We start from the raw sequence: 25,601 nt of genomic DNA on the forward strand, positions 1-25,601 counted from the left end.
CACTGCTCCCCGCGTCCCGCCAGGGCGTTGTCACCGACGCAGGGTGAACGCGGGGCGCACCAGGCGAAGGTCGTCCACACCGAGAGCGGCGAACTGCGGTGCGAGCTGGCTCAACGGGCTCGCGGTGTGCACGGTGACATGGCGCCCTGTTCCGCGTGCCGCCCACAGCACCTCCGACCAGGCGGTGAACGGCGCGACAACCGCGACCGGACCCGGAGGGACGGCCACGTCGATCAGGTCGAGATGCCGTTGCCGCAACACCACCGGACCGTGCGTATGACGGCCGAACGGGGACACGGCTCCGCCGACCACCACATGAGCGTGTTCCCCGACCGTTCGGTGCAGGTACGCCTGCACCGCGTGTACCTGATGTTCAGAGGTCAGTCGGCTCAGCACGGTCTCTGGCGACCTGCGGGCCCGTTCTCCCAGCTCGCGGACCTCAGCGGCGAACAGTTCGAGGAACCGGTCGTAGTGGTGCGCGTGGACCGCCAGGACGGGTGTGGCCCGGCAGTGCCTGCCGGCCGTGCGAAAGGTGGTCTGCACCGCATCCTGTACGGCCGGACGAAGACGAGCGTCCTTGCGTACGACGAACAGGCCGGGGCGTGTGGTGCTCCCTGGCGCGGACCGAGGCGTGCAACAGGCGGTGACCGAGGCGTCAGTGTGCTCGGCCAGCACCCACGACAACCGGCGTTCCTGCCCTTCCAGTTGCTGCCAGGCGTCGCCTGGCAGTCCAGCCGTCCGAGCAAGCGCACGCAGGTGAGCGACCATCGGCACGGCATGCGGCTGGACGGCGGTGATCACACAGTCTCCGTTGAGCAGTGCCGGCAGCACGCCCTGGAAGACGTGTGCCAGGGGCGCGGCATCGTCGCTGAGAGACAGCATGACCTGCACAGCGGGCGGCTTGTCGGCCCGGGCTTGCGGTGGTCGTCTCCACCCCCTTCGGTACGGCCGAAAGGCGACGCCTTGGTCGGCTGCAACGTCACGACGGCACAGGCCGCCCGTCTGCATCGCCAGGCGAGCCAGCGCAGACGCGTCCCTTCGTGCCAGGTGGACGAACCGCACGGCCCACTGTTGACGTCGTGCCCGAGACCCGCCGCCCCAGGCCAGGCCGGCGAGGCGTGCTCGGGAGGCGGCGGCCACGGCGTCATCAGGAGTCGTCGGGCCCCTGGGTGGGACGCCGGAGGGGCCGGCGGGGGAGGCTCCCGGAGGCCCGGCTTCTCCCGTCACTGAGGATCCCATCCCGGTGGCAGACAGCAGCACGGCCTCGCGGCGAGCGGCTGCACAGCCGGAGAACCGCCAATGATCACGTCCTGGGAACGAGCAATTCCCCGAAGTGGTCACGCCTGCGACGCGATGATGGGCAGCGGTAACCGGCCCGCACCATCACCGCGCCGACATCTGTCACGACAGAGCTGCCCGTTCGAGTGACGGGCAGCGTGGGAAGCCCTGATCCAGCGGTAGTCTCCCGGATCGATCGGTGCCCCTGTACTGCGTGCCGTGTCCCCGGACAACATCCTCCGGCGCCAACGCCCTCGTCCCACATCCCGCATCGGAGGCGCGCATGCCCCCTACCCTCGCCCACCCGTCTTCCAGCAGGGAGGCGACGCCTGGGCCTACAGCCGTCATCACCGGAGCAACATCCGGGCTTGGTCTCGCCTTCGCCGGACGACTTGCCGCGGCCGGATACCGACTCACTCTGGTCGCCCGTCGCACGGAGGCGCTGAAGGAGGTCGCCGCGCGGCTCGGCCACAGGGGTGACGGGCCGCGCATCATGACGGCGGACCTGGCCACCGAAGAGGGCATCACCCGCCTCGTCGATGGCCTGACGGCCTCTGTCCCCGACCTGCTGATCAACAACGCTGGTTACGGGCTGGCCGATCCCTTCCCCTTCAGCGATCCTGCCGACGAACAGGCGCTCCTCCGACTCAACGTCGCCTGCGTGCTGCGCGCCACGCACGCCGTACTACCGGCGATGATCAGCCGGAGGACGGGCGCCGTCGTCAACGTCGCCTCCGTCGCGGCTCACGGGCCCGTATGGCTCGCCAGTACCTATCCCGCGAGTAAGTCGTGGGTGTTGTCCTTCACCGAGTCCATCGCTCGTTCCGCTCAGCTCAAGAGCAGCGGCGTACACATGATGGCTCTGCTTCCGGGCTACACGAAGACGGCCTTCCCGCAACGGGCGGGTATGACCGGTACCCACATGCCGCAGTGGATGTGGCTGAGCAGCGAGCAGGTGGTTTCCGCAGCCCTGAAGGACATGGAGCGCGGTCGCACGATCAGTATCCCGAGTCTGCGCTACCGGCTCCTGTCCCAGGCACTGCGTCACCTGCCCCGCGCAGTGACCACACGCTTCAGCCTCGACCGCGGCCTGCCTCTGCGAGGACGCGATGACGACTTCCTTCGTGGCACCGTCGACCCGAGGGGCCGCAAGTGACGCCTCGCCGGCCGGCACCAGGTGCCTCAGGCCGGTTGCCGCATGCGTCGGTCCGCCACCATCTCGAGCGGGAGGGCCGGCGGGAAGCCGGAAGGCTCGGGGTGCCGATCTGTCAGGAGGACATGATCGGCGGCCAGCTGTTCTTCTCCCTGCTCGTCCTCGGCGCCCCTACGCCCCGCTGTCGCTGAGCGGAGGGCGGCCCGGCCGGAGGGGGAAGCGGACGGCGAGCAGGGCCCGGTCGTCGGGGAACGCCGCCTCGGGCTGGTGGTGCAGGAACCGGTCGCACAGCTCGGCGATGCCCAGGCCGCCGATGGTGCGGGCGAACTCGGTCAGCCGTCGCATTCCTATGGCGAGGTCCTCGCGGCGGCGCTCGATCAGCCCGTCGGTGTACAGCAGCACCGTGTCGGTCTCGGTCACCGTGGTTTCGGCCTTCCGATAGCAGACGTTCCGGACTGGGCCGAGAGGTGGTGAGGTGGCGCCGTCGAGGTAGGCGCTGGTGCCGTCGGCGTGGATGAGCAGCGGCGGCGGATGGCCGGCGCTCGCGTACGTCAGGGTGCGTGTCGGGCGCTCGAAGACCAGGTAGCAGGCGGTGGCCATGCGGTTCGGATGGTAGCGACCCAGGAAGGTGTTGAGTTCGTCCAGGACGGCGGCGGGGTCGGTGCCGCAGCGCGGCACGATGTTGCGCAGGGCGGCGGTGATCTGTGCCATGACGGTTGCCTCGTGCAGTCCGTGGCCGGCGACGTCGCCGATGCTCAGGCCGATGTGATCGGCGTCCACGTCGTAGACGTCGTACCAGTCGCCGCCGACCGAGAGGAGGTCGCTTCCCGGGGCGTAGCAGGTGGCCGACTCCAGTCCGGGCAGGTGTGGCAGCTGGGGCAGCAGGCTGAGCTGCAGGCGCTCGGCGACCCGGTGCTCGTGCTCGTGCAGTCCGGCTCGGCGCAGGGCCTGGGCGATCTGCTGGGCCACCGCTGTCACATGCTCGGGAGCGGTGGCGCTGTTAGAGCCGTACACGATCAGCATGCCCAGATGGACACCGTCCGCCTCCAGGGACAGCGCCACGGGAACCGCGTCCGCGGCTTCACGAGAAAGCGGGCCGTCCGAGGAAGAGGGCCGGTCCAGGTCGGTCCAGCCGCCCGCGCCGGCCGGAAGGCTGCTGTCCTCCGGCTGTAGGGGCGGTACCAGCCGTGCCGAGTGCAGATACAGCTCCGCCGCGGTGGCCCCCAGGGCGGCCGGCGCCACCTCGCTGACAGCGCGGGAAACCTCCGCGAGGGTGATCGCACCGGCCAGGGCGGCGGTCAGGTCGTACAGATGCTGCAACCGGGCACGGGCGGCCTGTTCAGCGGCCAGCAACCGCGCCCGGTCCACTTCGGTGGCCCGGCGGAAGGCCACCTCCCGGTTCAGCGCCTCCACCTGCTGGCTTAGCACGACGAACTGGTCCGACGCCCCGGCCTCGACGAGATGCAGCTGCAGGGCCGGCTGCGGGCCGTCCCACCACGTGGCCCGTGCCCCGTGACAGCGGAACCGCCGCCTGCGGCCGTCGGCGTCCTTGATGACCAGCGCGCCGGGCACGGGACTGCCGCTGCGCAGCCACACAGCCAACTGCTGACGCAGCTGCGGGGTGTCGTCCGGCCGTAGATCGAACACGCTGGCGCCCGGGCGCAGCCGGTCGTCACAGCGGACGGCCGCCGGGTTGGCGGCCAGGAAGCGGCCGTCGGCCCCGCACAACAGCACCGGATGGGGCAGGGGTCTGGTGATGGCCCGGAAGAGGCCAAGGGTCATGGAGCCACAGCCCTGTCGCCGAAGTACTCACGGCCACTCATCGTCTCGACATCCACGTCGGGCACCAGGTGCACCACCACCCGGCAGCCCGCGTCGCCGCGCGCGATGGTCTCCTCCAACTCCACCCGCGCATAGCCCAGATTGCGGGCGGCGACGGTGCCGAAGACATTGGACGTCATCATGCACATCGACTCCCGCCCCACCACCTTCTCCGCGAACGGGCAGACCCGGTTGCCCAGCACGATCTTCGTCTCGTCGTGCTCGATGACGTAGAAGTCACCCTTGATACGGCGCTTCAGGTCCACGAGCGCCTCGGCGACCTGCTCACCTGTGAGCCGGTCGGTCCCCAGCGCCTTGAGGTACATCTCATCGATCTGCGTGCCGACGGCCTGACCCACCAGGCTGACGTAGCCGGACGCCTCCTCCAGACCGATCACCGACTCCAGCGACGTCGCCAACTCACGCACCAGAGTGCGCAGGAACACATCACGGTCCAGCGGAATCACCGCGTCTGAAATCTGTTCCATGTCGGCTCCCTCGCCATCGGGCCCCGGCAACCGCGCGACCGGCATGGCCTCATGTCGTGTGACGGGATGATTCTGCCAGTGCCCTCCAGCCCGCCACCACAAGTCCCGTCGATAACGGCTGACGCCGCTCCAGGAAGGCCTCGACCCGTGCAGGCCGGGCCCGCCCGATCTCCCTGGTCCGGCCGGACTGGGCGTCCGCGGCGCCCGACCCGGTATTGTGCAAGGCGATCGATTTGAGCCGCGGTGCGGCCGAGCCCGGGGAACTGGGGGCAGAAGCGTGGATGTCGCACCTGGCGTGGGCGGGCCGTTCGTCGGGCCGCCACGTGAGGCGGTACTGCAGATCGATCCGTTGCCCGACAGGTCGGGGCTGGGGGCGATCGGGGAGATCAGCATGAACACGCGGACGGTGTGGCAGCAGGCGCTGAAGCAACTGGCCGAGCGTCGCACGAACGTGCTGCACATGGATCTCTCCCGGGTGCGATTCGTGGATGTGGCCGGCGTGACGGACCTGGCGGTCACCGCCCAGCGTCTCCCCGAGGGACAGCGGATCGTACTTCACCGACCTCCGGCGCAGCTGCCACGCATCCTCGAAATCTTCTGGCCCGGGCTTGCCGTGATCGAGGTGGCTGCGTGATGACCACAGTCACCTCGCACGAGCCGTTCGTGCATCCGGCGTTCTTCTACGAGGGGACCGACCAGTACGTCGCGGGAACGGTTCCCTTCCTGCGGGAAGGGCTGGACGCCGGTGAGCCCGCAGCCGTCGCGGCTCCGCCGGACCGTCTGGAGCTGATCCGTGAGGGGCTCGGTGAGCGAGCGGAACAGGTCCGCTTCATCGACATGACCCGGGCCGGCCGCAACCCAGGCCGCATCATCCCCAACGTGCTGCGCAAGTTCGCCGACGCCCAACCCGGCGCCCGCCGGGTCCGCATCATCGGCGAGCCGATCTGGCAGGGCCGTTCCGCCGACGAGTACCCGGCGTGCGTCCAGCACGAGGCGCTGATCAATGCCGCTTTCACCGGGCGCGCGGTGACCATCCTCTGTCCCTACGACGCCGGGCAGCTAGGGCAGCAGGCTCTCCGTGACGCCCTGGCGACCCACCCGGTCGTCATCGACGCCGATGGCGAGAGGCGATCCACCGCCTACAGCCCCGAAGAGATCATTGCTCGCTACAACGAGCCCCTGCTCGCTCCACTCGATTTCGCGGCCTGCGCCTTCGCCGCCCCGACACTGCCCGAGGCCCGCGACTTCGCCGTGGCCCGGGCGCGGTCCCTGGGCGTGTCCGGCGTGAGCCTGGGAGACCTGGAACTCGCGGTGGCGGAACTCACCACCAACAGCGTGGTCCACGGCGCGGGCTCGGGGACACTGCGGATCTGGGCCGAGAGCGACCGGATCGTCTGCGAGGTCCACGACGGCGGACAGCTGACCGATCCGCTGGCCGGCCGCCGCCCGCCCGATCCCACGCAGCCCGGCGGCCGTGGACTTCTGCTGGTCCACCACCTCGCCGACCTCGTCCGTGTCCACACCGGCCCCGACGGCACCACCATTCGCTGCTACCTCAGGCGGTAGCGGGGCTCGAACTCCGGGAGGGCACGGCACGGCGTTCCTGAGCGTTCCGGCGGCAGTGGACGCACGAACGCGCGAGCTGCCGGAGGTCGCCGCCCCCTCCCGGGTTGCGCCCAAGACGCGGCCTCACCTCCAACCCACTCGATCTGCCTCCCGCGCGGGTCAGGCGGGTCCAGCGGGGGGAGGTGTACGCAGCGCGATCATGGCGACGTCGTCGTCGTTGTCGCTGGGGCGGACCTGGTCCAGCAGCAAGTCGCAGAACGAGTCGAGGGGGCGGTGGGCGAGGGAGGCCGCGTGCCGGCGCAGCCGGTCCAGTCCATGATCGATGGAGTGGTGCGGGGATTCCACCAGCCCGTCGGTGTAGAGGAGGAGCGTGGCCTGGGGTGGCAGGACGGTGACGGCGTCGGGGCGAGGTCTGGTGACTCCGGTGCCGAGGAGTATGCCGTGAGCCTCGTCGAGGTAGCGGGTCTGACCGTCGTGGGTGATGAGCAGGGGCGGCGGGTGGCCGGCGTTCGTCCAGCGAAGGCTCCACAGCTTGTCGTCGCCGAGTGTGAGCCTGGCGAGGATCATGGTGGCCATGGGTACCTCGGCTATGTGCATCACCGCCTCGTCGAGCCGAGTGACGACGGCGCTGGGTGCGGCCTCGGGGTGGGACCAGGCGAAGGCGCGCAGCATGTTGCGGACCTGCGCCATGCCGGCTGCGGCGTCGAGATCGTGTCCGACGACGTCGCCGATGGCCAGTGCGTGGGCGTGGGCGGCCAGCGCGAAGGCGTCGTACCAGTCACCGCCCACGGACGAGGCGTCCGGAGCGGGTACGTAGCGCGCGGTCATCTCCAGCCCGGGCAGGACCGGCAGCTGGGGCAGCAGGTGGCGTTGCATGGTCTCGGCGACTTTGCGCTGGCGCTGGTACAGGCGCGCGTTGTCCAGCGCCAGGCCCGCCCGGCGTGTGAGGTCCTCCAGCAGCGGCAGGTCGGCAGGGGTGAAGGCGTCATGACGCTGGGCGCGGCCCAGGGTCAGGGCGCCGAGTACGTCGCGCAGTCCGCGAATGGGTGCGATGGCGGCGGAGTGCATCCCGGTCGCGGTGAACAGGCGCAGCTGCTCGACCGCTATGCCGGAGTCGGGCGGGCCCTGGTAGGTGGCGGGGCCGGCGAGTGAGGAGGCGGCGCCGCGCAGGGCCCGTGACAGGGGCATCGGTGACTCTGCCGGCACGGGAGGCATCGGGCCTTCCAGGTCGTCCCGCTCGACCAAAATGCCGTCCTTGTGCTCCATCACGAGAACGCGTCGTACTTCGTCACGTTCGGTGATCAGGTCGAACACGGCCCAGTCCGCGAGCCGGGGCACGGTGAGGGCCGCGAGCCGGTGCAGGGCCTCGTCCGCGTCCAGGGTGGACGTGAGCCGCGTGGTCGTCTCCGCCAGCAGGGCCAGGCGGTCCAGTTCCGTCAGCGGCGCGGAGTGCCCGGCGTCGCCGTGGCGCACGTCCCCCGCCGACTCGTAGAGCACCGTGAGCGCACCCGTCCCGCCCGGAGCGGATGCGTAGGGCGTGACCAGCCAGGACAACTGGATGAGAGCGCCGTCCCCGCGGACGAACCACTCGGCGTCGCCGTGCCTGGTGTCCCCCGTGAGAAGCGCCTGCCTCATCCGGCAGCGCGTGCGCGGCACCGAGTGGCCGTATCTGTCCCGGTGCAGCAGGTCGTGGAGGTCCTTACCGACGAGTTCTGAGGCCTCCCTGCCCAGCAGGCTCTGGGCTGCGCTGTTGACCGCGACGATCAGGCCGTCGTCATCGACCACGATGGCGGACTCCCGCAGGTCTTCCAGCGTTCCGCCGAGCAGGGCACCAGAACGTGCCCGACCCCAGGGCAGGGGATCACTTTCCCTGCCGGGGGCGATGACGTCGTCCATGGCCCTCCTCCGCTCAAGCCCGAATTACGTCGAGTAACCCGATCGGAGCCCGGCATGCGTCGACGACTCGCTTTTTTTCCGACTCGCTTTTTTCCTGCTGCGACTGTCAAGGGAGCCATCGACGGCGCCCTCACGTTCCACATCACCCGCGGGGGCTGGGAGATCCGGTCGGCACCACGGCCACTCGAAGACCAGCGGAGGAAGCACACGCCCGACCTGCATCCGGAAGAAGCACACGCCCGACCTGCATCACAGCACACCCGGAACGGCGTAGATCACAAACCCCCATGACCCTCCTGCCCGGTTCCCCCGGATCGGTGCCGGTGCGCAGCGGGCGGCGGGCACGGCGAGGGACGAGCGGGCATGTGCCGGGTGCCGCGTGCCGGGCGGGAGGCGGGCGCAGGCCGGTCGGTGTGCATGGCGATCGAGAACCGGGCAATGCGCCAGGTGTGACACGCGTGGGAATCGTCGTCCTGACCCTGCTGACCGCCCTCGGGGCACTGGCCGCTGCGGCCGGGGTCTCGGCCTGGTGGTGGTTCGTGGCCCTGCCGCTCATGTTCGTGGGCGTGCTCGGTGCCTGGGACCTGGTGCAGCGCCGGCATTCGGTGCTGCGCAACTATCCCGTGCTCGGCCACGCCCGCTTCCTCATGGAGCGCATACGCCCGGAGTTGCAGCAGTACTTCATCGAGCGGAACTACGACGGGCGCCCCTTCGACCGGGACGTGCGCGACATCGTGTACGAGCGCGCCAAGGGCACCGACGCGGAGGAGCCGTACGGCACCGAACGGGACGTCTACCAGCCCGGTCACGAGTTCCTGGTCCCGTCGATGGCGCCCTGCCCGGTGCCGAGGAACGCGCCGCGTGTGCGCGTCGGCGGCCCCGACTGCAGCCGGCCGTACGACATGGCACTGCTGAACGTCTCGGCGATGAGTTTCGGCTCGCTGTCGGTCAACGCGGTCCTCGCGCTCAACGGGGGCGCCGCGGCCGGGGGTTTCGCCCAGGACACCGGTGAAGGCGGTCTCTCCGACCATCACCTGCGTCCGGGAGGCGACCTCGTCTGGGAGATCGGCACCGGGTACTTCGGCTGCCGCACCCGGGATGGCGATTTCGACGCGGCCGAGTTCGCCGACAAGGCCGCACACGATCACGTCAAGTGCGTGTCCCTGAAGTTGTCGCAGGGTGCGAAGCCCGGCATCGGCGGTGTTCTGCCGGGAGCCAAGGTGAACGCCGAGATCGCCCGGGTCCGGGGTGTGCCCGAGGGGCGGACGGTCGTCTCCCCGCCGTACCACCGGGTGTTCTCCACCCCGCGGGAACTCGTCCGCTTCATCGCCCGCATGCGCGAGTTGTCCGGTGGCAAGCCAGCCGGGTTCAAGCTGTGCGTGGGCTCGCGCCGGCAGTTCCTGGCCGTGTGCAAGGCCATGCTGGAGGAGGGCACGGCTCCCGATTTCATCGTGGTGGACGGCGCCGAGGGCGGGACCGGTGCGGCACCGCTGGAGTTCGCCGACCATGTGGGCACCCCGCTCACCGAGGGTCTGCTCACCGTGCACAACGCCCTCGTGGGCACGGGCCTGCGCGACCGGATCAAGGTCGGCGCGAGCGGCAAGATCGCCACTGGTACCGATCTGGTCAAACGCATGGTGCAGGGCGCCGACTACGGCAACGCCGCGCGGGCGATGATGTTCGCCGTCGGCTGCATCCAGGCCCAGCGGTGTCATACGAACATCTGCCCCACCGGCGTCACGACCCAGGACCCCCGCCGGGCCCGCGCTCTCGACGTCCGTGACAAGACGGCGCGCGTCCAGCGCTTCCAGGAGGCGACCGTGGCGAGCGCGCTGCAGATCATGGCGTCCATGGGCGTCACCGACTCCGCGGACCTGCGCCCGCACATGCTTCGCCGGCGCGTGGACCCCTGCACCGAACGCTCCTACGAGGAGCTGTACGAGTGGCTCGAGCCAGGACGGTTGCTCGCCGAGCCGCCGGCCTCGTGGGCGGCCGACTGGAAGGCCGCCGACCCCGACCGTTTCACCGTGTGACCTGGAGGACTCACGTGGCCCGTACTGTTGCCCGCGTCATCGTGGATGCGCTGAGCGAACTCGGCGTACGCCAGGTGTTCGGCGTCGTGGGAGACGCTCTCAACCCCCTGACCGACGCCATCCGCACGACCGAGGGCCTGGAGTGGGTGGGCTGCCGGCACGAGGAGGCGGCGGCGTTCGCCGCGAGCGCCCAGTCGCAGCTCACCGGAACCCTCGGCGTGTGCATGGGCACGGTCGGCCCCGGTTCCGTCCACCTCCTCAACGGGCTGTACGACGCGGCGAAGAGCCATGCCCCGGTCCTGGCGATCGCCGGTCAGGTGCCGCTCGCCGAACTCGGCAGCGACTACTTCCAGGAGGTGGACAACGACGCCCTCTTCAGCGACGTGGCCGCCTTCCGCGCGACGATCACCTCTCCCGACCAGCTTCCGCAGATGCTGGAGACGGCGGTGCGTCACGCCGTGGGCCGCAAGGGCGTCGCCGTTCTCACTGTGCCGGGCGACCTGGGCGAGCGGGAACTGACCGCCGACCGGCCGGCCCGCTTCTCCCTGAACGCTCCGGTGAGCCGGCCCGACGGGCAGGCCGTCCGCCGAGCCGCGGAACTCCTCGACCGCTCGGAACGGGTCACCCTGCTCGTCGGGGAGGGCGCCCGAGCCGCCCGCGAGGACGTCCTCACCCTCGCCGACCGCCTGGCCGCACCGATGGTGCTCACGCTGAAGGCCAAGGCGGGCTTCGAGGGCGACCACAACCCCTACCAGGTCGGCCAGACAGGGCTGATCGGCAACCCCGCCGCCGCCGCGGCCCTCCAGGACGCCGACACCCTCCTGCTGCTGGGCACGGACTTCCCCTACCGGGACTGGTATCCCGAGGGCCGGACCGTGATCCAGGTGGACACCGAGGCCGCCCACATCGGACGCCGGGTACCCGTCGACGTCGGGCTCGTGGGGGACTCCGGCGCCACCGTGCGCGACCTCCTGGACCACCTCACCGCCGCACCCGCCGGAACCGAAGGCGCACGCGACCGCTCGCACCTGGAGAAGGCGCGGGAGCGCTTCGACCACTGGCGCACGGGTCAGGTCCGGCTCGCCGACCCGTCGCACGACAAGGGCGTCGTGGGCCGCATCCGCTCCGCGCTGGACAACCGTGCCCACGACATCCGCCCCGAAGCTCTGGCCGCCGCCGTCGACCGGATCGCGGCCGACGACGCCGTCTTCACCTCCGACACCGGCATGGCCACGGTGTGGCTGTCCCGCTTCGTCGAGATGCGCGGCGAGCGGCGTCTCATCGGCTCCTACAACCTGGGCTCGATGGCCAACGCCATGCCCCAGGCTCTCGGCGCCCAGAGCCTGGACCGCGAGCGTCAGGTCGTCGCCTTCTGCGGTGACGGCGGTCTGAGCATGCTTCTCGGCGACCTCATGACCCTGAAGACGTACCGCCTTCCGGTCAAGCTCGTCGTCTTCGACAACCGCCGGCTGGGCATGGTGAAACTCGAACAGGAGCAGGCCGGCCTGCCCGAGTTCGGCACCGTTCTCGACAACCCCGACTTCGCCGCCGTGGCCGAGGCGATGGGCATCACCGGCATCCGGGTGACCGACCCGGCCGACGTGGAGAGTGCCGTGCGGCGTGCCTTCCACACTTCCGGCCCGGTCCTGCTCGACGTCCTCACCAACCCCGACGAGATCGCCGTACCGGCCAAGCCGACCGTCGAACAGGGCTGGGGGTTCGCGGTGGCCAAGGTGAAGGAGATCGTACGCAGCCACGGAGAGCCGAGCGGGGACTGACCGAGATCCGGTGGATTCCGGTCGCCGGGGCCTGGGGGAGCCCCGGCGCCGAAGCCCGGAGATACGGGCCCGATGCACCGACTCCAGGCACGGGCCGCCGAGGAGCGGCAACGCGCGCGAGGGGCCCTGACGACCTACGGATCGTCAGGGCCCCACGCTGTTCCCGGAGGTGCCGGCTGCAGGTGACCGGCCTCGGTCTACGAGCGGTCCGTCGCGGGTTCTGGAAGGCCGGTCCGTTCCCTCTGCGCCGACTTGGCCAGCTCCGCGTTGAACTGAGCGCCCACCAGGAGAGCCAGGTTGGACAGCCACAGCCACACCAGGAAGACCACGACGCCTGCCAGTGAACCGTACAGCCGCTGATAGGCGCTGACATGGGAGGTGTAGAGCGCGAATCCGAGTGAGACGGCCAGCAGGAGCACGACCGCCAACGCCCCGCCGGGCGCCATCTTCCCGGCAGGGCGGGAAGGCGCGGGGCCCGAACGGTACAGGACGAGCACCAGGGCGACGGCGACCACGGCCGCGACCGGCCACCGCAGCGTGTCCCACGCGGCCTGCGGGCCGGTGCCCAGGTTCAGCACCCGGCCCAGGCGCCTGGCCAGACCGCCGGTGAGAAACAGCGCGACGGTCGAGGTGAGGAGCAGGGAGATCAGGACGAGGGCCGTGGCGACGATACGCGGAGCGGTGCGCCACACCGGCCGGTGCGCACTCGTCCGGTACATGGAGTGCAACGCCCGACGGAAGACGCCCAGATAGCTGGACCCCGACCACAGGGCTCCCGACCCTCCCAGGAAGACCAGGGTCCATGCCGTCGACGACTGTCCGGCCAACTGCCGCAGGGTGCTGCGCAGCAGGGCGCGGGAGGTGGCCGGGGCGACCTGTGACACGCGGTCGATGACCTCCGGCTTGGCCGTGGGCACGGTCAGTCCCAGGATCGAGAGGATCATCAGCAGCAAGGGGAACAGGGCGAGGACCGCGTAGTAGGTCAGCGCGGCGGCCCAGTCCGTGACGTCGTCGTTCCAGACGGCCACCGGCGTCCGGCGCAGCGCCGCCCACCATCGAGCCGTGTGACCGTCTGTGTCGTTCATGGCGCGGATGCTCTCACCCCCGGTCCTCGGGCCGCCTCGTCCAGCACCGCGGTGCGGGACCACCCGGCCGCGCGTGCCGGGAAACCGCTCCAAGCGCCTGCTGACCGAGACACTTTCGCACTCACCTTACGCATGCCCCGTGCGCCTTCCGAACCGCCGCTCTGACCGGCGGACGATCACAAAGACCACGGGGACCGCGGGATGCGGCTGCTTGTCCGTTCTTCGGTGACGCCGTCGAGAAGAGCTTTTCTCGTATCACGCCGGGCAGGCCCCCTTCCGAACTCTCGTGGAGAAGTCATCGGCAGTGCGTGAACACGCCCTTCGCTATGTCTGCCTCTCGGGGGCGGTACGGTCTGCTCGGTCCTTGCCCGGTCTTCTCGGTCCGGTCTTCTCGTCGGCGGTCATCGACGAGCAGCTTCTGACAGTTCGTGCTGCCGCTGTCGCGGTTCCCCGCACGTGCCCCGGAATTCCCTGCACAAACTGAAGCAACGGCGGTGAATGAGCGCGGAATTGCAGGGCAGTCGAGCTGCAGGAGGTTGATAGACATGGTTCCCCTGCTGCTTGTTCTGCTTCTTGCACTGCTCCTTTTCGGCGCCGGCTTCGCCGTCAAGATTCTCTGGTGGGTCGCCGTCGTCGTCCTGGTGCTGTGGCTTCTCGGCTTCGTCATGCGCTCCACCACGGCCGGTGGCGGCCGAGGCCGCTGGTACCGATGGTGATCTGACCCGCACGCGCGCCTTCGTCACAGGGCCCGGCCGACATGTCGGCCGGGCCCCGCGCGCATGCCGGACGCGTAGCCGATCGGGCGCGCGTGGCGCCGGACGGCGTCAGAAATGCCGGTCGGCGTCAGGAATGCCGGCCTGCGCCGGGGATGCCGGTCGGCTCACAGGAAACGCCGGATCGGGGTGACCGCGGCTTCCTTGGCGCGCTGCAGCACCGCCCGTCGTCTCCAACGGGTGGGGTCGATGTCCACACTGCGCTCCAGGTCGGCGTCGTAGTCGCGGTCGAGGGAGGCGGTGAACTCGGCGTCCAGGACGGCGAGCATCACCTCTTCGTCGTGGTCCATGGACCGCCGGTTGAAGTTGGTGGACCCGATGAGGGAGGCGACGGAGTCCACGGTGATGATCTTGGCGTGCATCATGGTCGGCTGGTACTGGCAGATGCGTACGCCGGCCTCCAGCAGGCGTGCGTAATGGTGCTGGCCGGCGAGCTGGCAGGCCCGCTGGTCCGTGTGGGGCCCGGGAAGCAGGATCTCGACGCGCACACCACGGCGAGCGGTCTCGCACAGCAGGTCGACGAAGTAGGTGTCGGGGGCGAAGTAGGCGGTGGCCAGCCGGAATCGTTGCTCGGCGGAGGTGAGCATGACCCGGACGAGGGTCTGCATGTCCTGCCAGCCGATGCTGGCCGAGCCGCGCACGACCTGAACGACCGAGGAGCCGGCCTGAGGGTGCTCGGTGAAGCGGTCGCGGTCGTCGAACAGCTCGTCGTGGCACTCGGCCCAGTTCTGCGCGAACGCGGCGGCGATGCCGTCCACGGCCGGTCCGCGCACCTGGACGTGGGTGTCGCGCCACTCGTCGGGGGTGCGGGCGTCGCCGCACCACTCCTCAGCGATGCCGACGCCGCCGGTGAAGGCGGTGTGCTCGTCGACGATGAGGGCCTTGCGGTGGCAGCGGTGATTCTGCTTGAACGGTGACAGCCACACGGGCCTGCGGAACCAGGCCACCTGTACGCCGGCGGCGCTCATGAGATCCAGCAGCCGCCGCTCGATCCCCTTGGCGCCGAAGCCGTCGAGCAGCAGCCGTACGCGCACCCCGGCGCGGGCCCGATCGGCCAGCGTGACGGCGAAGTCGTGGGCGATCTGGCCCTGCCAGTACACGAACGTCATCATGTCGATCGTGTGCCGGGCCGAACGGATCGCGCCCAGCATCGCGGGGAAGATCTCATCACCGTTGCGCAGGGGAACCAGGGCATTGCCCTCGGTGGCGGCCACACCGATCAGCCGCTCCAGGCGACGGCGCAGGCGCTGCTCGCGCGCCGCCGCGTCGGGCGCGGTCTCGCGAGCGGGGGGTGCGGTAGTGCCATCGAGTATCACGCCTAATCTCCCACTGAACCATGAAGGCAGAACGTCATGGGCTGCCGGACGAGCCCGAACAACCGACTGCCCGGCCTGTACGGTGTCACTCCAGCCGTCCGCTCGGACGGCGCCCATCGCCCACCCGGCGGAGCGTCCTGATGCTCGCCGGGCCCGCAAGGCCTCCGCGTCGCGGGTCACCGGCTTGACCTTGACATGGTGACAAGGTGTCCCCTGGGCGCAGGAGGTGGTTCCGATCAACCCGACCAACGGCACCCCGCAGAACACCCGTCCGGCCGACGCCCTGAGCGCCGAGGACTCGTCGGTCCGGCTCCAGGCGGCCCTGGCGGTCGGCTCGGCCCCCGACCCCGGCTTCCTGGAGACGCTCGTCGAGCGGTGCGCGGTCGAGCCGGACTTCTTCGTACGGGACATGCTGTCCTGGGCGCTGGCCCGCCTCTCGCCGGAGATCACTCTGCCCCGTATCCGCCAGGAACTCGACTCCGGGCGGACTCAGGCCCGCAGCCAGGCGCTGCACACGCTCTCCAAGATCGGCGACAGGAGCGCGTGGGGCTGGATCACCCGCTCCATGCTGTGCGACGCCGACGACGAGGTCGCGCGGACCGCGTGGCGGGTCGCGGTCGTCCTCGTGCCCGAGGAGGAGAAGGAGGACCTGGCCGGCGAACTGGTCCTGCAGCTCGGCCGCGGAGACCGCGATGTGCAGCTGAGCCTGAGCCGGGCCCTCGTCGACCTCGGTGACGTGACCGAGCGGGCCTTGGCGAGGGCCGCGGCCGACCCGGACCCCGCGGTGGCCACGCACGCCGGTGCCACGGAGCTGCTGCGGCAGGACCCGGAGACCGGTTTCGACGCGGCGGTCGAGGAGGCGAAGCGAGTCGTCGCGCTCGGCCGGGAACGAGCCGCCGGTACCGCCGCGGAGACCGCGGAATGCTGATCGGCGACGTGGCCCGCCGCTCGGGGGTGAGCACCCGGGTGCTCCGGCACTACGACGCCCTCGGGCTGGTACGGCCGACGGGTCGCACCGTCGGCGGCTACCGCGAGTACTCCGCCGAGGACGTCCGCAGGATCTTCCATGTGCAGAGCCTGCGGTCCCTCGGCCTCTCGCTCAAGCAGATCGGGCGTGCGCTGGAGGACCCCGCCTTCACGCCGTCCGCCCTCGTCAGCGACCTCATCCGGTGGACGGAGGACCGTTTGGCGCGAGAACGAGAGCTGCTGGAGCGGCTCCGCGCCGTCGACGCGTCGGCGCCCACCGGCTGGCAGGACGTCCTGCGCATCATCGAGCTCATGCAGGGGCTCGACTCGCCCAGCGCCGCGCGCAGGCAGCAGGCCGTCCTCGCCCAGCCGGAGGGCGGGTCGGTGCCCGCCGAGCTGCTGGCCGAGGCGGCCCTCGCCGAGTCCGACCCCAACGTGGCCGGCGCCCTGCGCTGGGCGCTCGCCCGATCGGGCGGCGACGGCGTGGCGGCACTGGCTGCCGGCGTGCACGCGGAGGATGCCGGCATCCGGCGACGCGCCGTGCGGATGATCGCCGAGACGGCCGAGGCCTCAGGTGTGTCCGCGCTGCTCGCGGACGCGCTCGGGGACCCGGACCCGACGGTGTGCAGGTATGCCGCTCTGGGATTGGGCAGGCGTGGCGTGCGCGAGGCCGTGCCGGCGCTGGTCGGCATGGTGGTCGAGGGTGCCAGCGACGTCGAGGCGGCCGAGGTCCTGGGAACACTGTCCCGGGACCCCACGCGCGCGGACGAGATCACGAGCGCGCTGGCCCGCGAACTCGCCGCGCCCACCGCGGACTCCGCGACGCGGATCCGTCTGGCCCAGGCGCTGGTCGAGCTGTCGGGGGCCACCGGGCAGGACGTCCTGCGTCAACTGGCCCGCGACGACGACCCGGCTGTCGCCCTCGTCGCCTCGGCCTTCGTCACGGTTGTCGCCGAGCGGTCCCCCGAAGGCTGAGGAGACGGCTCGCACGCGACAAGCCCGCAGGAAGCCCGCGTGGCGGAGGCCCGCACGCCACAAGCCCGCGCGCGAGGTGCTCGCGCGCGGGCTTGTGTGCAGGTCCAGGCAGGCCCCGGCAGGTCCAGGCGTCAGTCCGCGTGTGCGGGGTGCCGTGGGGGAGCGTGGCCGTCGAGCCAGATGTCCTCCTGGCTCAGCTGGGCCACCTCGTACTTACCGAGTGCGCTGATCAGCATGCGCAGTTCGAGCGCGAGGCACTCGACGAAGGACACTAGGCCGTTCTCGGGGTCCTCGTCGGCCGCCGTGAGGGCGGCCCGGCCGAGGCCGACGGCGGAGGCGCCCAGTGTGAGGCACTTCACCGCCCGGGCGCCCTCCCAGATCCGGCCCGTCACGAGCAGGCAGCGGTCCTGGGCGTCGACCAGTGCGAGGCAGTCGGCCAGCGGCACGCCCACGTGGTCCAGGAAGGAACGAGGCGCCCATCCCGTGCCGCCCTCGGCCCCGTCGACGGTGACCGCGTCCGCGCCCGCCTCCCAGGCGACCGCCGTCGCCCGGCCCACGTCACGGGTGGGCGGCAGCTTGACCCACACCCGGCACCGCGGATAGTTGTTCCGCATGAGCCGGATCTGCTGGCGCAGCACCTCTTCGGTGAACGTCCCCGGGCTGCTGCAACGCAGCACCGCGTCGCCGTCCGGCCCGTAGACGTCCAACACGTCGTACTGCGCCGCCAGTTCGGTGCCCCGTTCGCGGGGCACCAGCGTCATGCCACCGACGCCGGGCTTCGCGCCCTGACCGACCTTCAGCTCGAAGGCCAGCCGGCCCGATTCCAGCAGCGGCTGGGCCGCCGGGTCGGTGTAGACGAGGTTCCAGACCTCGGCGTCGGCGTCCTCCGTGCTCTGCTGCACGACCACGCCGCCGAACCCGTCCGGCACCGCCCGGGTGTACTCGGTGATCCGGCCCAGCAGGGAACTCTCGCTCTCGTCGGCCATCCGCCCATAGCCGGACACCGGAACGATGTTCTCGCCGATCACCATCGGTATGCCGAGCCGCCCGGCCTGGCGGGCCACCGCGAGGCCGAGGTCACCGCTGGCCACCCGGGTGGAGCCGAACGCCGAGACGTACACCGGCAGGGCCGAGCGGAGGCCGCCGATGGCCGTCTCGAGGTCGACGTCCCCGACCACGGGCTCGCGGCCGAGGTCGAAGAGCTTCTCCAGGCGCAGCGGCACGAACACCGGTGGCACCAGGCGTGCCCGGTCGATCGTGTCCGCCGGCGCGGGGGCGGGCTCGCTGTACTGCCCGAACAGCGTCGTACCGTACTGCCGGGCCTCGGGAAAGGCGTCCGCCGCCCCGGCCCGGGCCCGCTCCCGTATGCGTTCCTCGGGAAAACCGGGTGCTCTGAGGTCGCTCACGGGCGCGGGTCTCCCGGCAGCTTCGGATAGGCGGTGGCCTGCCAGGCCGCGTCGAGCCCGCACAGGAAGCGGGTGAAGCGCTCGACGCCGAGGCCGAAGCCGGCGCTGGAGGGGATGCCCTCGCGCGCGAGGGTGAGGTACCACTCGTACTTCGCCGGGTTCTCGCCCGTCTCGCGGATGCGCATCATGAGGTTGCGGTAGTCCGCCTCGCGCTCGCTGCCGCTCATCATCTCGCCGTAACCGCCGGGGAAGATGAGGTCGAAGTTGCACAGGACGCCGGGATCGGCGGGGTTCTCCTTGTCGTAGAAACCGCGGGAGCCCTTGGGGTAGTCCGTGATGAAGAAGGGGTGCTCGGCGGCGGCGGAGATGATCTCCTCACCCTGCCAGTCGATCTCCGAGTTGGGCTCCTGGTCGTGGCCGCGCCCCTGCAGGTCCGCCACGGCCGAGGCGTGCGGAGTCCGGCCGTACGGGGCGTCGAGCACGCGCTTGAGCTCGTTCACGTCGCGGCCGAGGACCTCCAACTGCTCCTGCGCGTGCAGCAGGACGTATTCCACGCAGTACTTGGTCAGGCGCTCGGCGACGTCCATCGCGTCCTCGCGCGAGCCTTCGGCGATCTCGACGTCGAGCTGGTGGAACTCGACCAGGTGCCGGTGCGTGACGGCCGTCTCCATCGGTTCGAGCCGTACGTTCGGCGCGACGTGGAAGATCTTGTCGAAGCTGAGGAGCGAGGCCTGCTTGTAGAGGATGCCGCTGGTCATCAGCTTGTAGCGGTGGCCGTAGAAGTCGATGTCGACCTGCTTGGCACCGCGTGCCCCCGGGTCCGTCACCGGACCGATGATGGGCGGCAGCAGTTCGGTGAAGCTCTCCTGGCCGAGGAACTCACGTGCTCCCGCCAGGAACGTGTTCTTCACGACCATAGTCGCGCGGGTTCGGGCGGAGGTGAGGTGGGCCCGCGGCGTGGGGAGGACTTCCCCGGCGGTGTTCGTGGACAAGTTGCGAACCTTTCCAATCCCGACACGACTGCCAGGCATCTATCTGAAGAGAATTCTGTTGCGGTGACCGAGCATGCATATCGGGCGGAACGGGCGCAACTGGCTTATGGCCGAGTGAGGTTGAACACAGTCGCCATCGTTGGAAGTGAAGTCTGCCGCGAGCGGGTCAAAGTCATGACGGGTGTCATGCGACGGCTACGTGCAAGGGTGGTGGTTGAACCTGCCCTTCCGGTACTTCGACTACTTCGACTCGGTCTGAGACATCGTCTTGATCTTGACGCCGTCGTGTTGGTCATGTCAAGATCACGTCGAATGCGGGCCGGGGAGTCAGGGGCTGCCCGCTTCGGGTCCCCGGAATCTCGACGGGGCCATTGTCAAGGGGGACACGGGGTGTGTTGAGTCCTTTTCGCGTGTTACCCGTCTGGTGTCGCCATCACCCCGCCACGCAGTGAGCTGCTGGTTCCCTGTTTCCTCGAATCGAGTAGAAACCGCTCACGGCAAGGGTGTTACATGACTTCACAGGACCAGCTCCACCGCGCGGTGGCAGTCAAAGAAGAGCTGAAGGTCCACTGGTGCTCGCCGCTGGACAGTGGGCAGCAGAAGGCGAGTGACAAATACCTCACGGGTCAGCTCGACTTCGACGGAATCGTTGACTTCGCGCGAGAAGCAGATGAACTCGGGGTGGATTCCCTTCTGATGGGAATCAGTTACCACATGCCCGATCCGCTTCCGATGATCGGCGCTCTGGTACGCGAGACCAAGAATGTCAAATTCATTCTCGCCTACCGTCCCGGCCTGCTGTCCCCCACTCTTTTCGCGCAAGTCGTCAACACCGTGTCCTGGATGTCCGACGGCAGGATCTCGCTGAATCTCGTAGCGGGCATCTCGCCGGTCGAGCAGGGCTATTACGGCGACTTCCTCGCGCACGACGACCGTTACGCGCGTACCAACGAATTCCTCGACATCCTGCACCGCTTCTGGCGGGGCGAGAAGTCGATCACTCACACCGGCCGGCACTATCGCATCGAGGACGCGCAGATCGGCCTCGGTTACAAGGGCGGCGGCCGGCCCACGATCTACATCAGCGGCGCCTCCGGGGTCGCCCAGAAGACGGCGATCGAGTACGCCGACTGCTGGCTGCGCTACGGCGACACCCCCGAGGGGATCGCCGCGGTCGCCGAGCCCCTCCTGGCCCAGGACTGCCGCGTCGGCATCCGCATGCACGTGCTGTCCCGCGACACCCGCGAGGAGGCGCTGGCCGAGCTGGCGGAGATGATGCGCGACCCCGACGAGGACCACAAGGCGTGGGTCAAGGACTTCGTGGCGAAGTCCGACTCGGCCGCCGTGCAGACCTCGTTCGACCTGGCCGACAAGGCCGAGGGCGACTGGCTCTCGCCGATGCTGTGGTCCGGCGCCGTCGCCTACCGGGGCGGACCGGCCCTGTGCGTGGTCGGCAGCCACCAGGAGGTCGCCGACTACCTCTACCGGTACAAGGCCGCAGGCGTGAGCGAGTTCATCTTCTCCGGCTGGCCGACCCGGGACGAGATGCGGACCTTCTACACCCGCGTCCTGCCCCTCATCCGTGAGCACGAGCGCAACGCGTAGCCGATGACGACGCCCATACCCCGATCGCATCGTGGACTGTTCGCGGGCGGCGTGCTGCTCGGCCTCATGGCCGAGCAGGTCGTCCTCTTCGCCGTCCCCCTGCTGATCTTCCAGGACAGCAAGGAGCTGTCGACGCTCGGCTTCGCCTTCGCGCTCGAATGGCTGCCGGGTCTGATCGCCTATCCGTTCGCCGGGCTCCTGGCCGACCGGGACGGCGGTGCGCGGCTCTTCTCCCGTGTGGCGGGCGCACGTGCCGCCGTCCTCGGCTGTGTCGTCGTGGTCCTGCTCCTTCGGCCGTCGGTGACCACCGCCGCGCTGATGACCAGTGGCGCCCTGCTGTCGGTCCTGGTGGCACCGGTACGGATGTCCGTGGAGAAGATGGTTCCCCAGGTCGCCCAGGGGGACCGGCTGGCGAGCACCCAGGCTCTGGTGCAGAACATGGAGTTGCTGGCCATGGCCCTGGGCCCGGCCCTCGCCATGCTGGCGGCGATCGCGTTGGGCAAGGTGTGGCTGCTCGGTGTCGCGGCAGCGGTCTTCGCGCTGGCCGGGGCCTGCTGGCTGCCCCTGCCGCGCTCACGGACGCCGCAGGCCAGGCAGAGCACCCGGGCCAACCTCGTCGAACTCAGGCTCGGGTGGACCCTGATGGTCGGCAACAGGCCCGTGCTCCTGCTGGGCATCCTCAACTTCGCCATCAATTTCGCCCTAGCGGCACTGCTGAGCATGAACGCGGCACTGGTCACCGGTGTGTTCAAGGCGCCGGATTCCGCTTTCGCTCTGCTGAACACCTGCGTCGGGGTGATCGGCCTGATCAATCTCCTGCTGATCCCCTTCCTGCTGAAGAAGTTCAGCGTCCAGTTCCTCGGAGTCTTCGGCTTCGGCCTGCTCGCGGGCGGACTGCTGCTGATCGGCGTGACCCCGTCCTTCCCGATGTACGCGGTGCTGTACGTCGCGGTGATGACCGGCGACGCGCTCTACAACATCTTCAACCGGACGCAACGCATACGGGTCATTCCCCGTGAACACCTGGGGAAGGTGATGGGGCCCTTCTACCTGCTCAATCTGCTCTCCTTTCCTCTCGCCGGCCTCCTCGTCGGAGGCGGCGCCACCGCGGTCGGCCCGCAGAAACTGGTCGCCGGACTCGCGGTCGCCCTCTGCCTGTTCGGTGCTGTGTTGCTGCCCCTGACGATACGCAGCTTCCGGCGGGCACTCGCCGTTCGTGAAAGCATCCCCGTAGGAGCCCAAGCGTGAGCGCGTCCTTCCGGTGCCTGCTGAGTACCGTCGAGTCCGATTCACACATCTGGAACCTGGTCTACCTCCAGAAACTTCTGGAGGAGAACGGCGCGGCGGTACGGAATCTCGGGAGCTGTACGCCGGTCGATTCGGTGACGCAGGGCGTCGCCGAATGGCAGCCGGATCTCCTGGTGGTGTCGAGCGTCAACGGGCACGGCCATCACGGCGCCCGTGTCCTGCTCTCCGCGCTGCACGAACAAGGCCTCGCAATCCCCTGCGTCGTCGGGGGCAAGCTGACCACCGCCGAATCGGACAATGCGCGCGTCCGGCGTGACCTGCTGGCGCACGGCTATACCGAGGTATTCACCGGTGACGACTCCATCGACCGCTTCAGGGAGTTCCTGAGGCTCGGCCTCTCGGAGGGTTTCTCCAGGTGGCAGCCAGATGCGGTGGTTGTCCCGCCGTGGGACGCAACGGAAACCGTGGGAGCTGAGGTTCGCTAATGCATATCGTCATCGTCAACCGCTGGCCGAGGTTCTCGGACGGGGTTCGCTGGGACAATGAACTCACCCGCTACGAGGAGTTCATCGACCACGATCTCCACCGTGTGAGCTACGTGGTGGACAAGCTCGGCGCCGACGGCGTTCTCGTCGACCCGTCCAAGATCCGCTCCTTCAAGCAGGTCGAGGACGTCAACGACTTCGTGGCACTGCGTGCCGCGGTGGCCGCGATCGCCGAAGAGTCCGGTCCGGTCGACCAGTTGATCGCCCTGTCCGAGTTCACCCTGGAGATCGCGGCGCGGGTCCGGCAGGACCTGGGCATCCCGGGGCCGACCCCGGACGAGGTCGCGGTGTACCGCGACAAGGTGCGGATGAAGCAGGTGCTCGCCGAGGCGGGACTGCGTGTGCCGCGGTTCGCGGCGTGCGAGGACCACGACCAGGTGCTCTCGTTCGCCGAAGCGTGCGGTTACCCCGTCATCCTGAAGCCCGTCGACGGCGCGGCGAGCATCGGCGTCCACCGCGTGGACGACGAGACCAGGCTGGCCGAGCTGCTGCCGACGGTGGACCTCTCCCGGTACGAACTCGAGGAGTTCGTCGAGGGGGAGATCTACCACGTCGACGGTTACATCGGAGCCGGCTCGGCGATCCGCTTCCAGGTCGCCTCCCGCTACGTGAGCGACTGCCTCGCCTTCGGCGCCGGCGCACCGCTGGGATCCGTGGTGCTCCAGCGGTCGCGACTGCGCGAGCGCGTCGAGGCGTTCGCGCAGGAATGCGTGTCTGCGCTCGGCATGTACGACACCCCCTTCCACCTGGAACTGTTCCTGACCCCCACGGACGAGCTGGTCTTCCTGGAGATCGGCGGCAGGATCGGCGGCGGCGAGGTCCCCCATCTGCTGAACAAGCTGTTCGACGTCAACCTCTACGAGGTCTGGCTGCGCGAGCTGGCCGGGGAATCGGTCACCCCACCGGCCAAGACCGGTGATCCGGCCGGTGGCTGGCTGATCCTGCCCAAGCCCGCAGAACTCCCCGCGCGTGTCGTCAAGGCCGAGCCGATGAGCGAGCGCGTGCCGACCATCTGGCGCGAACTGCTGCCGCCGGTCGGCGAGGTACTGCAGCCGGGCGGCGCATACGACGCCCTGCACAGCGGGCGATTCATCCTGCTCCACGAACAGCAGGAAAAGGTGGAGGCCGACATCCACCACATCATCGAGAACTTTGAATTCGAGGCAATCTCCCTATGAGTCACGAGCCGGGCACGGATGTCCGCGAGCACGACAACGCCCTCTACTCGCGTCTTCTCGGCTACCTGAGCGAGGTCGAGACCGCCGGCGTCAAGGCCGTCGGCGAGCAGATCGTCGACGCCGCCGGCGGTGTCGACGGGCTCCCGGAATACAAGCTCATGGTCGCCTACGGCGGCGGAAAGGACAGCACGTACGTCGTCGCCTTCGTGCGTGCCGTCCAGCTGTACCTGCAGCAGAGCTTCGACCGCACCTTCGTCATGCGGGTCGCGAACATGCGGCATGCCGGCGTACCGCAGGCCGTGATGGACAACATCGACCGCGTCTACCGGGCTCTGGCGCTGCTGGAGGACGAGCGCGTCGAACTGATCACCGTCGACCACACGCTGATCCGGCCCTTCGAGCGGACGCTTCCGCTGCCCGAGCGCATGATCGCCATCAACCGGGTCGACGTGCTGATGAACGGGCACCGTTCGGCCGGTGACGGCCGGCCGACCTTCTGCAACAGCTGCAACCTCTCCGTGGCCGACTTCTACGGGCGCGCGGCCTGGTGGCAGGGCGGCGTCGACGCGGTCGTCACCGGCGACTCGCGCCGCGAGCAACTGCTCTACTCGGCCTGGATCCTGCGCCTGGCCAAGGCCAGCGGCATCGACGTCGCACAGTGCCGGAGCATGGGCTTCCAGGGGCTGCTGATCGCCCTGCGCGGCATCGGCGACGCCTACTTCCGCGAGCTGTTCGGCGACGAGGCCGAGGCGGAACTGGCCGAGCGCGAGGTGTCCGCCGGCGGCCGCTCGGCGCAGCCCGAGTTCATCTCGATCTACGACCACGTCAGCTACCGGGTGCACGACCACTGGGACCTGATCGTCGACTTCCTGGGCTTCCGGTTCGACGATCTCGCCTTCAGCTTCAGCGAGTCCGACTGCGCCAACCCGAACCTGATGGCGCACCTGCGCGGCCTGCGGACCCAGTACGTCCAGAACCGTACCTACGAGGACGGCATCACCGAGTACCTGCACCTGGGGAAGGAGCTGATGAAGAAGAAGGAGATGCCGGAACACCTCGCCCAGCTCGTTCTCGGCCGCTACGACTCTGCCGAGAAGATGGAGCAGCGCCGCCGGCTCTCCGCGGACTTCGCCCGCGACTCCTTCGGCCTGGAGGAGCAGGCGCTCGTCGCCATGGTCTTCTCGCCGTTCACCGACGAGGGCGAGCGGCTCCAGACCTTCGTCGACCGCTGCCACCCGGAGATGTCCGACAGGACCGCCCGGCTGCACGCGGTCCTCGGCGGTGAGTCGGACGAGGCGGAGGCGGTCGCCTGGCTGGAGAACGTCTCGGCCCTGACGCTGGCACAGCTGCGCACCCTGTACCGCAGTGCTCTGACGGACTTCGCGGCACAGGACTCGATGATCTCCCGGGTGCGGGCGGGCGACCCGCACAAGACCGGCGTGGAGACGGTCGATCCGCGTACGGGCCGCCGCACTCTCGAATTGATATCCGGCCGGTAA

21 protein-coding genes and 1 pseudogene are annotated in these 25,601 nt (G+C 69.6%); 14 read left to right on the forward strand and 8 right to left on the reverse strand.

What is annotated here, in order from left to right; translation table 11 throughout:
* Positions 1-30: 30 nt before the first annotated feature.
* Positions 31-1,062: an aldehyde dehydrogenase family protein gene (locus ACGFT2_RS26850; RefSeq protein ID WP_393282666.1), complete on the reverse strand. Its 1,032-nt coding sequence runs from the start codon at positions 1,060-1,062 to the stop codon at positions 31-33.
* A 499-nt stretch (positions 1,063-1,561) separates the two neighbouring features.
* Between ACGFT2_RS26850 and ACGFT2_RS26855 the strand changes: the two genes are divergently transcribed.
* Together ACGFT2_RS26855 and ACGFT2_RS26860 are read left to right on the forward strand one after the other, a co-directional pair.
* The gene (locus ACGFT2_RS26855; RefSeq protein WP_393282669.1) at positions 1,562-2,434 is read left to right on the forward strand and encodes an SDR family NAD(P)-dependent oxidoreductase; all 873 of its coding nucleotides are present in this window, start codon (positions 1,562-1,564) and stop codon (positions 2,432-2,434) included.
* Between the two features lie 32 nt (positions 2,435-2,466).
* Positions 2,467-2,595, forward strand: a pseudogene (locus ACGFT2_RS26860) (DUF2236 domain-containing protein); the annotation flags it as partial.
* 7 nt (positions 2,596-2,602) lie between these two features.
* Here ACGFT2_RS26860 and ACGFT2_RS26865 read toward each other — a convergent pair.
* Positions 2,603-4,213, reverse strand: a complete 1,611-nt coding sequence (locus ACGFT2_RS26865) for a SpoIIE family protein phosphatase (protein WP_393282672.1) — start codon at positions 4,211-4,213, stop codon at positions 2,603-2,605.
* Positions 4,210-4,740, reverse strand: a complete 531-nt coding sequence (locus ACGFT2_RS26870; protein ID WP_393282674.1) for a methanogen output domain 1-containing protein — start codon at positions 4,738-4,740, stop codon at positions 4,210-4,212. The genes ACGFT2_RS26865 and ACGFT2_RS26870 overlap by 4 nt, the downstream gene beginning before the upstream one ends.
* Positions 4,741-5,017: 277 nt before the next feature.
* Here ACGFT2_RS26870 and ACGFT2_RS26875 point away from each other — a divergent pair, with 277 nt between their 5' ends.
* Both ACGFT2_RS26875 and ACGFT2_RS26880 read left to right on the forward strand, forming a co-directional pair.
* A complete protein-coding gene (locus ACGFT2_RS26875; RefSeq protein ID WP_393282677.1) occupies positions 5,018-5,374 on the forward strand; it encodes an STAS domain-containing protein in 357 nt (118 codons plus the stop codon).
* The gene (locus tag ACGFT2_RS26880; RefSeq protein WP_393282679.1) at positions 5,374-6,306 is read left to right on the forward strand and encodes an anti-sigma factor RsbA family regulatory protein; all 933 of its coding nucleotides are present in this window, start codon (positions 5,374-5,376) and stop codon (positions 6,304-6,306) included. The genes ACGFT2_RS26875 and ACGFT2_RS26880 overlap by 1 nt, the downstream gene beginning before the upstream one ends.
* A 159-nt stretch (positions 6,307-6,465) precedes the next feature.
* Here ACGFT2_RS26880 and ACGFT2_RS26885 read toward each other — a convergent pair whose 3' ends face one another.
* Complete coding sequence (locus ACGFT2_RS26885) at positions 6,466-8,202, reverse strand: SpoIIE family protein phosphatase (RefSeq protein ID WP_393282682.1); 1,737 nt, start codon at positions 8,200-8,202, stop codon at positions 6,466-6,468.
* A gap of 449 nt (positions 8,203-8,651) precedes the next feature.
* Between ACGFT2_RS26885 and ACGFT2_RS26890 the strand changes: the two genes are divergently transcribed.
* Both ACGFT2_RS26890 and ACGFT2_RS26895 read left to right on the forward strand, forming a co-directional pair.
* On the forward strand, positions 8,652-10,235 hold the full coding sequence (locus ACGFT2_RS26890; protein ID WP_393282685.1) for an FMN-binding glutamate synthase family protein: 1,584 nt from the start codon (positions 8,652-8,654) through the stop codon (positions 10,233-10,235).
* A 14-nt stretch (positions 10,236-10,249) separates the two neighbouring features.
* Positions 10,250-12,013 carry a thiamine pyrophosphate-dependent enzyme gene (locus tag ACGFT2_RS26895; RefSeq protein WP_393282688.1) on the forward strand — a complete coding sequence of 588 codons (1,764 nt, stop codon included), beginning with the start codon at positions 10,250-10,252 and terminating at the stop codon, positions 12,011-12,013.
* Positions 12,014-12,210: 197 nt separating this feature from the next.
* On the opposite strand, the gene ACGFT2_RS26900 is transcribed toward ACGFT2_RS26895, so the two are convergent.
* A complete protein-coding gene (locus ACGFT2_RS26900; RefSeq protein ID WP_393282691.1) occupies positions 12,211-13,098 on the reverse strand; it encodes a YihY/virulence factor BrkB family protein in 888 nt (295 codons plus the stop codon).
* Between the two features lie 545 nt (positions 13,099-13,643).
* Between ACGFT2_RS26900 and ACGFT2_RS26905 the strand changes: the two genes are divergently transcribed.
* Positions 13,644-13,814 carry a hydrophobic protein gene (locus ACGFT2_RS26905; protein WP_324942219.1) on the forward strand — a complete coding sequence of 57 codons (171 nt, stop codon included), beginning with the start codon at positions 13,644-13,646 and terminating at the stop codon, positions 13,812-13,814.
* Between the two features lie 164 nt (positions 13,815-13,978).
* On the opposite strand, the gene ACGFT2_RS26910 is transcribed toward ACGFT2_RS26905, so the two are convergent.
* The gene (locus ACGFT2_RS26910; RefSeq protein ID WP_393282694.1) at positions 13,979-15,187 is read right to left on the reverse strand and encodes a phosphatidylserine/phosphatidylglycerophosphate/cardiolipin synthase family protein; all 1,209 of its coding nucleotides are present in this window, start codon (positions 15,185-15,187) and stop codon (positions 13,979-13,981) included.
* 226 nt (positions 15,188-15,413) lie between these two features.
* Between ACGFT2_RS26910 and ACGFT2_RS26915 the strand changes: the two genes are divergently transcribed.
* Both ACGFT2_RS26915 and ACGFT2_RS26920 read left to right on the forward strand, forming a co-directional pair.
* The gene (locus ACGFT2_RS26915) at positions 15,414-16,115 is read left to right on the forward strand and encodes a HEAT repeat domain-containing protein (RefSeq protein ID WP_393282697.1); all 702 of its coding nucleotides are present in this window, start codon (positions 15,414-15,416) and stop codon (positions 16,113-16,115) included.
* Positions 16,109-17,128: a MerR family transcriptional regulator gene (locus ACGFT2_RS26920; protein WP_393282701.1), complete on the forward strand. Its 1,020-nt coding sequence runs from the start codon at positions 16,109-16,111 to the stop codon at positions 17,126-17,128. Before ACGFT2_RS26915 ends, ACGFT2_RS26920 begins: the two co-directional genes overlap by 7 nt.
* A 131-nt stretch (positions 17,129-17,259) precedes the next feature.
* Here the strand turns inward: ACGFT2_RS26920 and ACGFT2_RS26925 are convergent, their stop codons facing one another.
* Positions 17,260-18,534, reverse strand: a complete 1,275-nt coding sequence (locus ACGFT2_RS26925) for a glutamate synthase-related protein (RefSeq protein WP_393282704.1) — start codon at positions 18,532-18,534, stop codon at positions 17,260-17,262.
* Positions 18,531-19,526 carry an asparagine synthetase A gene (locus tag ACGFT2_RS26930; RefSeq protein ID WP_393282707.1) on the reverse strand — a complete coding sequence of 332 codons (996 nt, stop codon included), beginning with the start codon at positions 19,524-19,526 and terminating at the stop codon, positions 18,531-18,533. The genes ACGFT2_RS26925 and ACGFT2_RS26930 overlap by 4 nt, the downstream gene beginning before the upstream one ends.
* A gap of 510 nt (positions 19,527-20,036) precedes the next feature.
* Here ACGFT2_RS26930 and ACGFT2_RS26935 point away from each other — a divergent pair.
* Genes ACGFT2_RS26935 through ACGFT2_RS26955 form a run of 5 tightly spaced genes read left to right on the forward strand, consistent with a single transcriptional unit; the run spans position 20,037 to position 25,601 of the window.
* Positions 20,037-21,131 (forward strand): LLM class flavin-dependent oxidoreductase, encoded by a 1,095-nt coding sequence (locus ACGFT2_RS26935; RefSeq protein ID WP_393282709.1) that lies wholly within the window; start codon positions 20,037-20,039, stop codon positions 21,129-21,131.
* A 3-nt stretch (positions 21,132-21,134) separates the two neighbouring features.
* Positions 21,135-22,379: an MFS transporter gene (locus ACGFT2_RS26940; protein WP_393282712.1), complete on the forward strand. Its 1,245-nt coding sequence runs from the start codon at positions 21,135-21,137 to the stop codon at positions 22,377-22,379.
* On the forward strand, positions 22,376-22,864 hold the full coding sequence (locus ACGFT2_RS26945; RefSeq protein ID WP_393282715.1) for a cobalamin B12-binding domain-containing protein: 489 nt from the start codon (positions 22,376-22,378) through the stop codon (positions 22,862-22,864). Before ACGFT2_RS26940 ends, ACGFT2_RS26945 begins: the two co-directional genes overlap by 4 nt.
* Complete coding sequence (locus ACGFT2_RS26950) at positions 22,864-24,102, forward strand: acetyl-CoA carboxylase biotin carboxylase subunit family protein (RefSeq protein WP_393282718.1); 1,239 nt, start codon at positions 22,864-22,866, stop codon at positions 24,100-24,102. Before ACGFT2_RS26945 ends, ACGFT2_RS26950 begins: the two co-directional genes overlap by 1 nt.
* Positions 24,099-25,601, forward strand: coding sequence for a PqqD family protein (locus ACGFT2_RS26955; RefSeq protein ID WP_393282721.1), 1,503 nt, complete (start codon positions 24,099-24,101; stop codon positions 25,599-25,601). Before ACGFT2_RS26950 ends, ACGFT2_RS26955 begins: the two co-directional genes overlap by 4 nt.

It is taken from the genome of Streptomyces sp. NPDC048514 (genome assembly GCF_043199955.1).
In the GTDB taxonomy this organism is placed as follows: Bacteria; Actinomycetota; Actinomycetes; order Streptomycetales; family Streptomycetaceae; genus Streptomyces.

Excerpts from the sequence above, each read along its gene's own strand:
- ACGFT2_RS26905 (WP_324942219.1), top strand. The coding sequence starts at position 13,644 with ATGGTTCCCCTGCTGCTTGTTCTGCTTCTTGCACTGCTCCTTTTCGGC.
- ACGFT2_RS26900 (WP_393282691.1), bottom strand. The coding sequence starts at position 13,098 with ATGAACGACACAGACGGTCACACGGCTCGATGGTGGGCGGCGCTGCGC.
- ACGFT2_RS26935 (WP_393282709.1), top strand. The coding sequence starts at position 20,037 with ATGACTTCACAGGACCAGCTCCACCGCGCGGTGGCAGTCAAAGAAGAG.
- ACGFT2_RS26855 (WP_393282669.1), top strand. The coding sequence starts at position 1,562 with ATGCCCCCTACCCTCGCCCACCCGTCTTCCAGCAGGGAGGCGACGCCT.
- ACGFT2_RS26870 (WP_393282674.1), bottom strand. The coding sequence starts at position 4,740 with ATGGAACAGATTTCAGACGCGGTGATTCCGCTGGACCGTGATGTGTTC.
- ACGFT2_RS26955 (WP_393282721.1), top strand. The coding sequence starts at position 24,099 with ATGAGTCACGAGCCGGGCACGGATGTCCGCGAGCACGACAACGCCCTC.
- ACGFT2_RS26865 (WP_393282672.1), bottom strand. The coding sequence starts at position 4,213 with ATGACCCTTGGCCTCTTCCGGGCCATCACCAGACCCCTGCCCCATCCG.
- ACGFT2_RS26950 (WP_393282718.1), top strand. The coding sequence starts at position 22,864 with ATGCATATCGTCATCGTCAACCGCTGGCCGAGGTTCTCGGACGGGGTT.
- ACGFT2_RS26940 (WP_393282712.1), top strand. The coding sequence starts at position 21,135 with ATGACGACGCCCATACCCCGATCGCATCGTGGACTGTTCGCGGGCGGC.
- ACGFT2_RS26880 (WP_393282679.1), top strand. The coding sequence starts at position 5,374 with ATGACCACAGTCACCTCGCACGAGCCGTTCGTGCATCCGGCGTTCTTC.
- ACGFT2_RS26885 (WP_393282682.1), bottom strand. The coding sequence starts at position 8,202 with ATGGACGACGTCATCGCCCCCGGCAGGGAAAGTGATCCCCTGCCCTGG.
- ACGFT2_RS26920 (WP_393282701.1), top strand. The coding sequence starts at position 16,109 with ATGCTGATCGGCGACGTGGCCCGCCGCTCGGGGGTGAGCACCCGGGTG.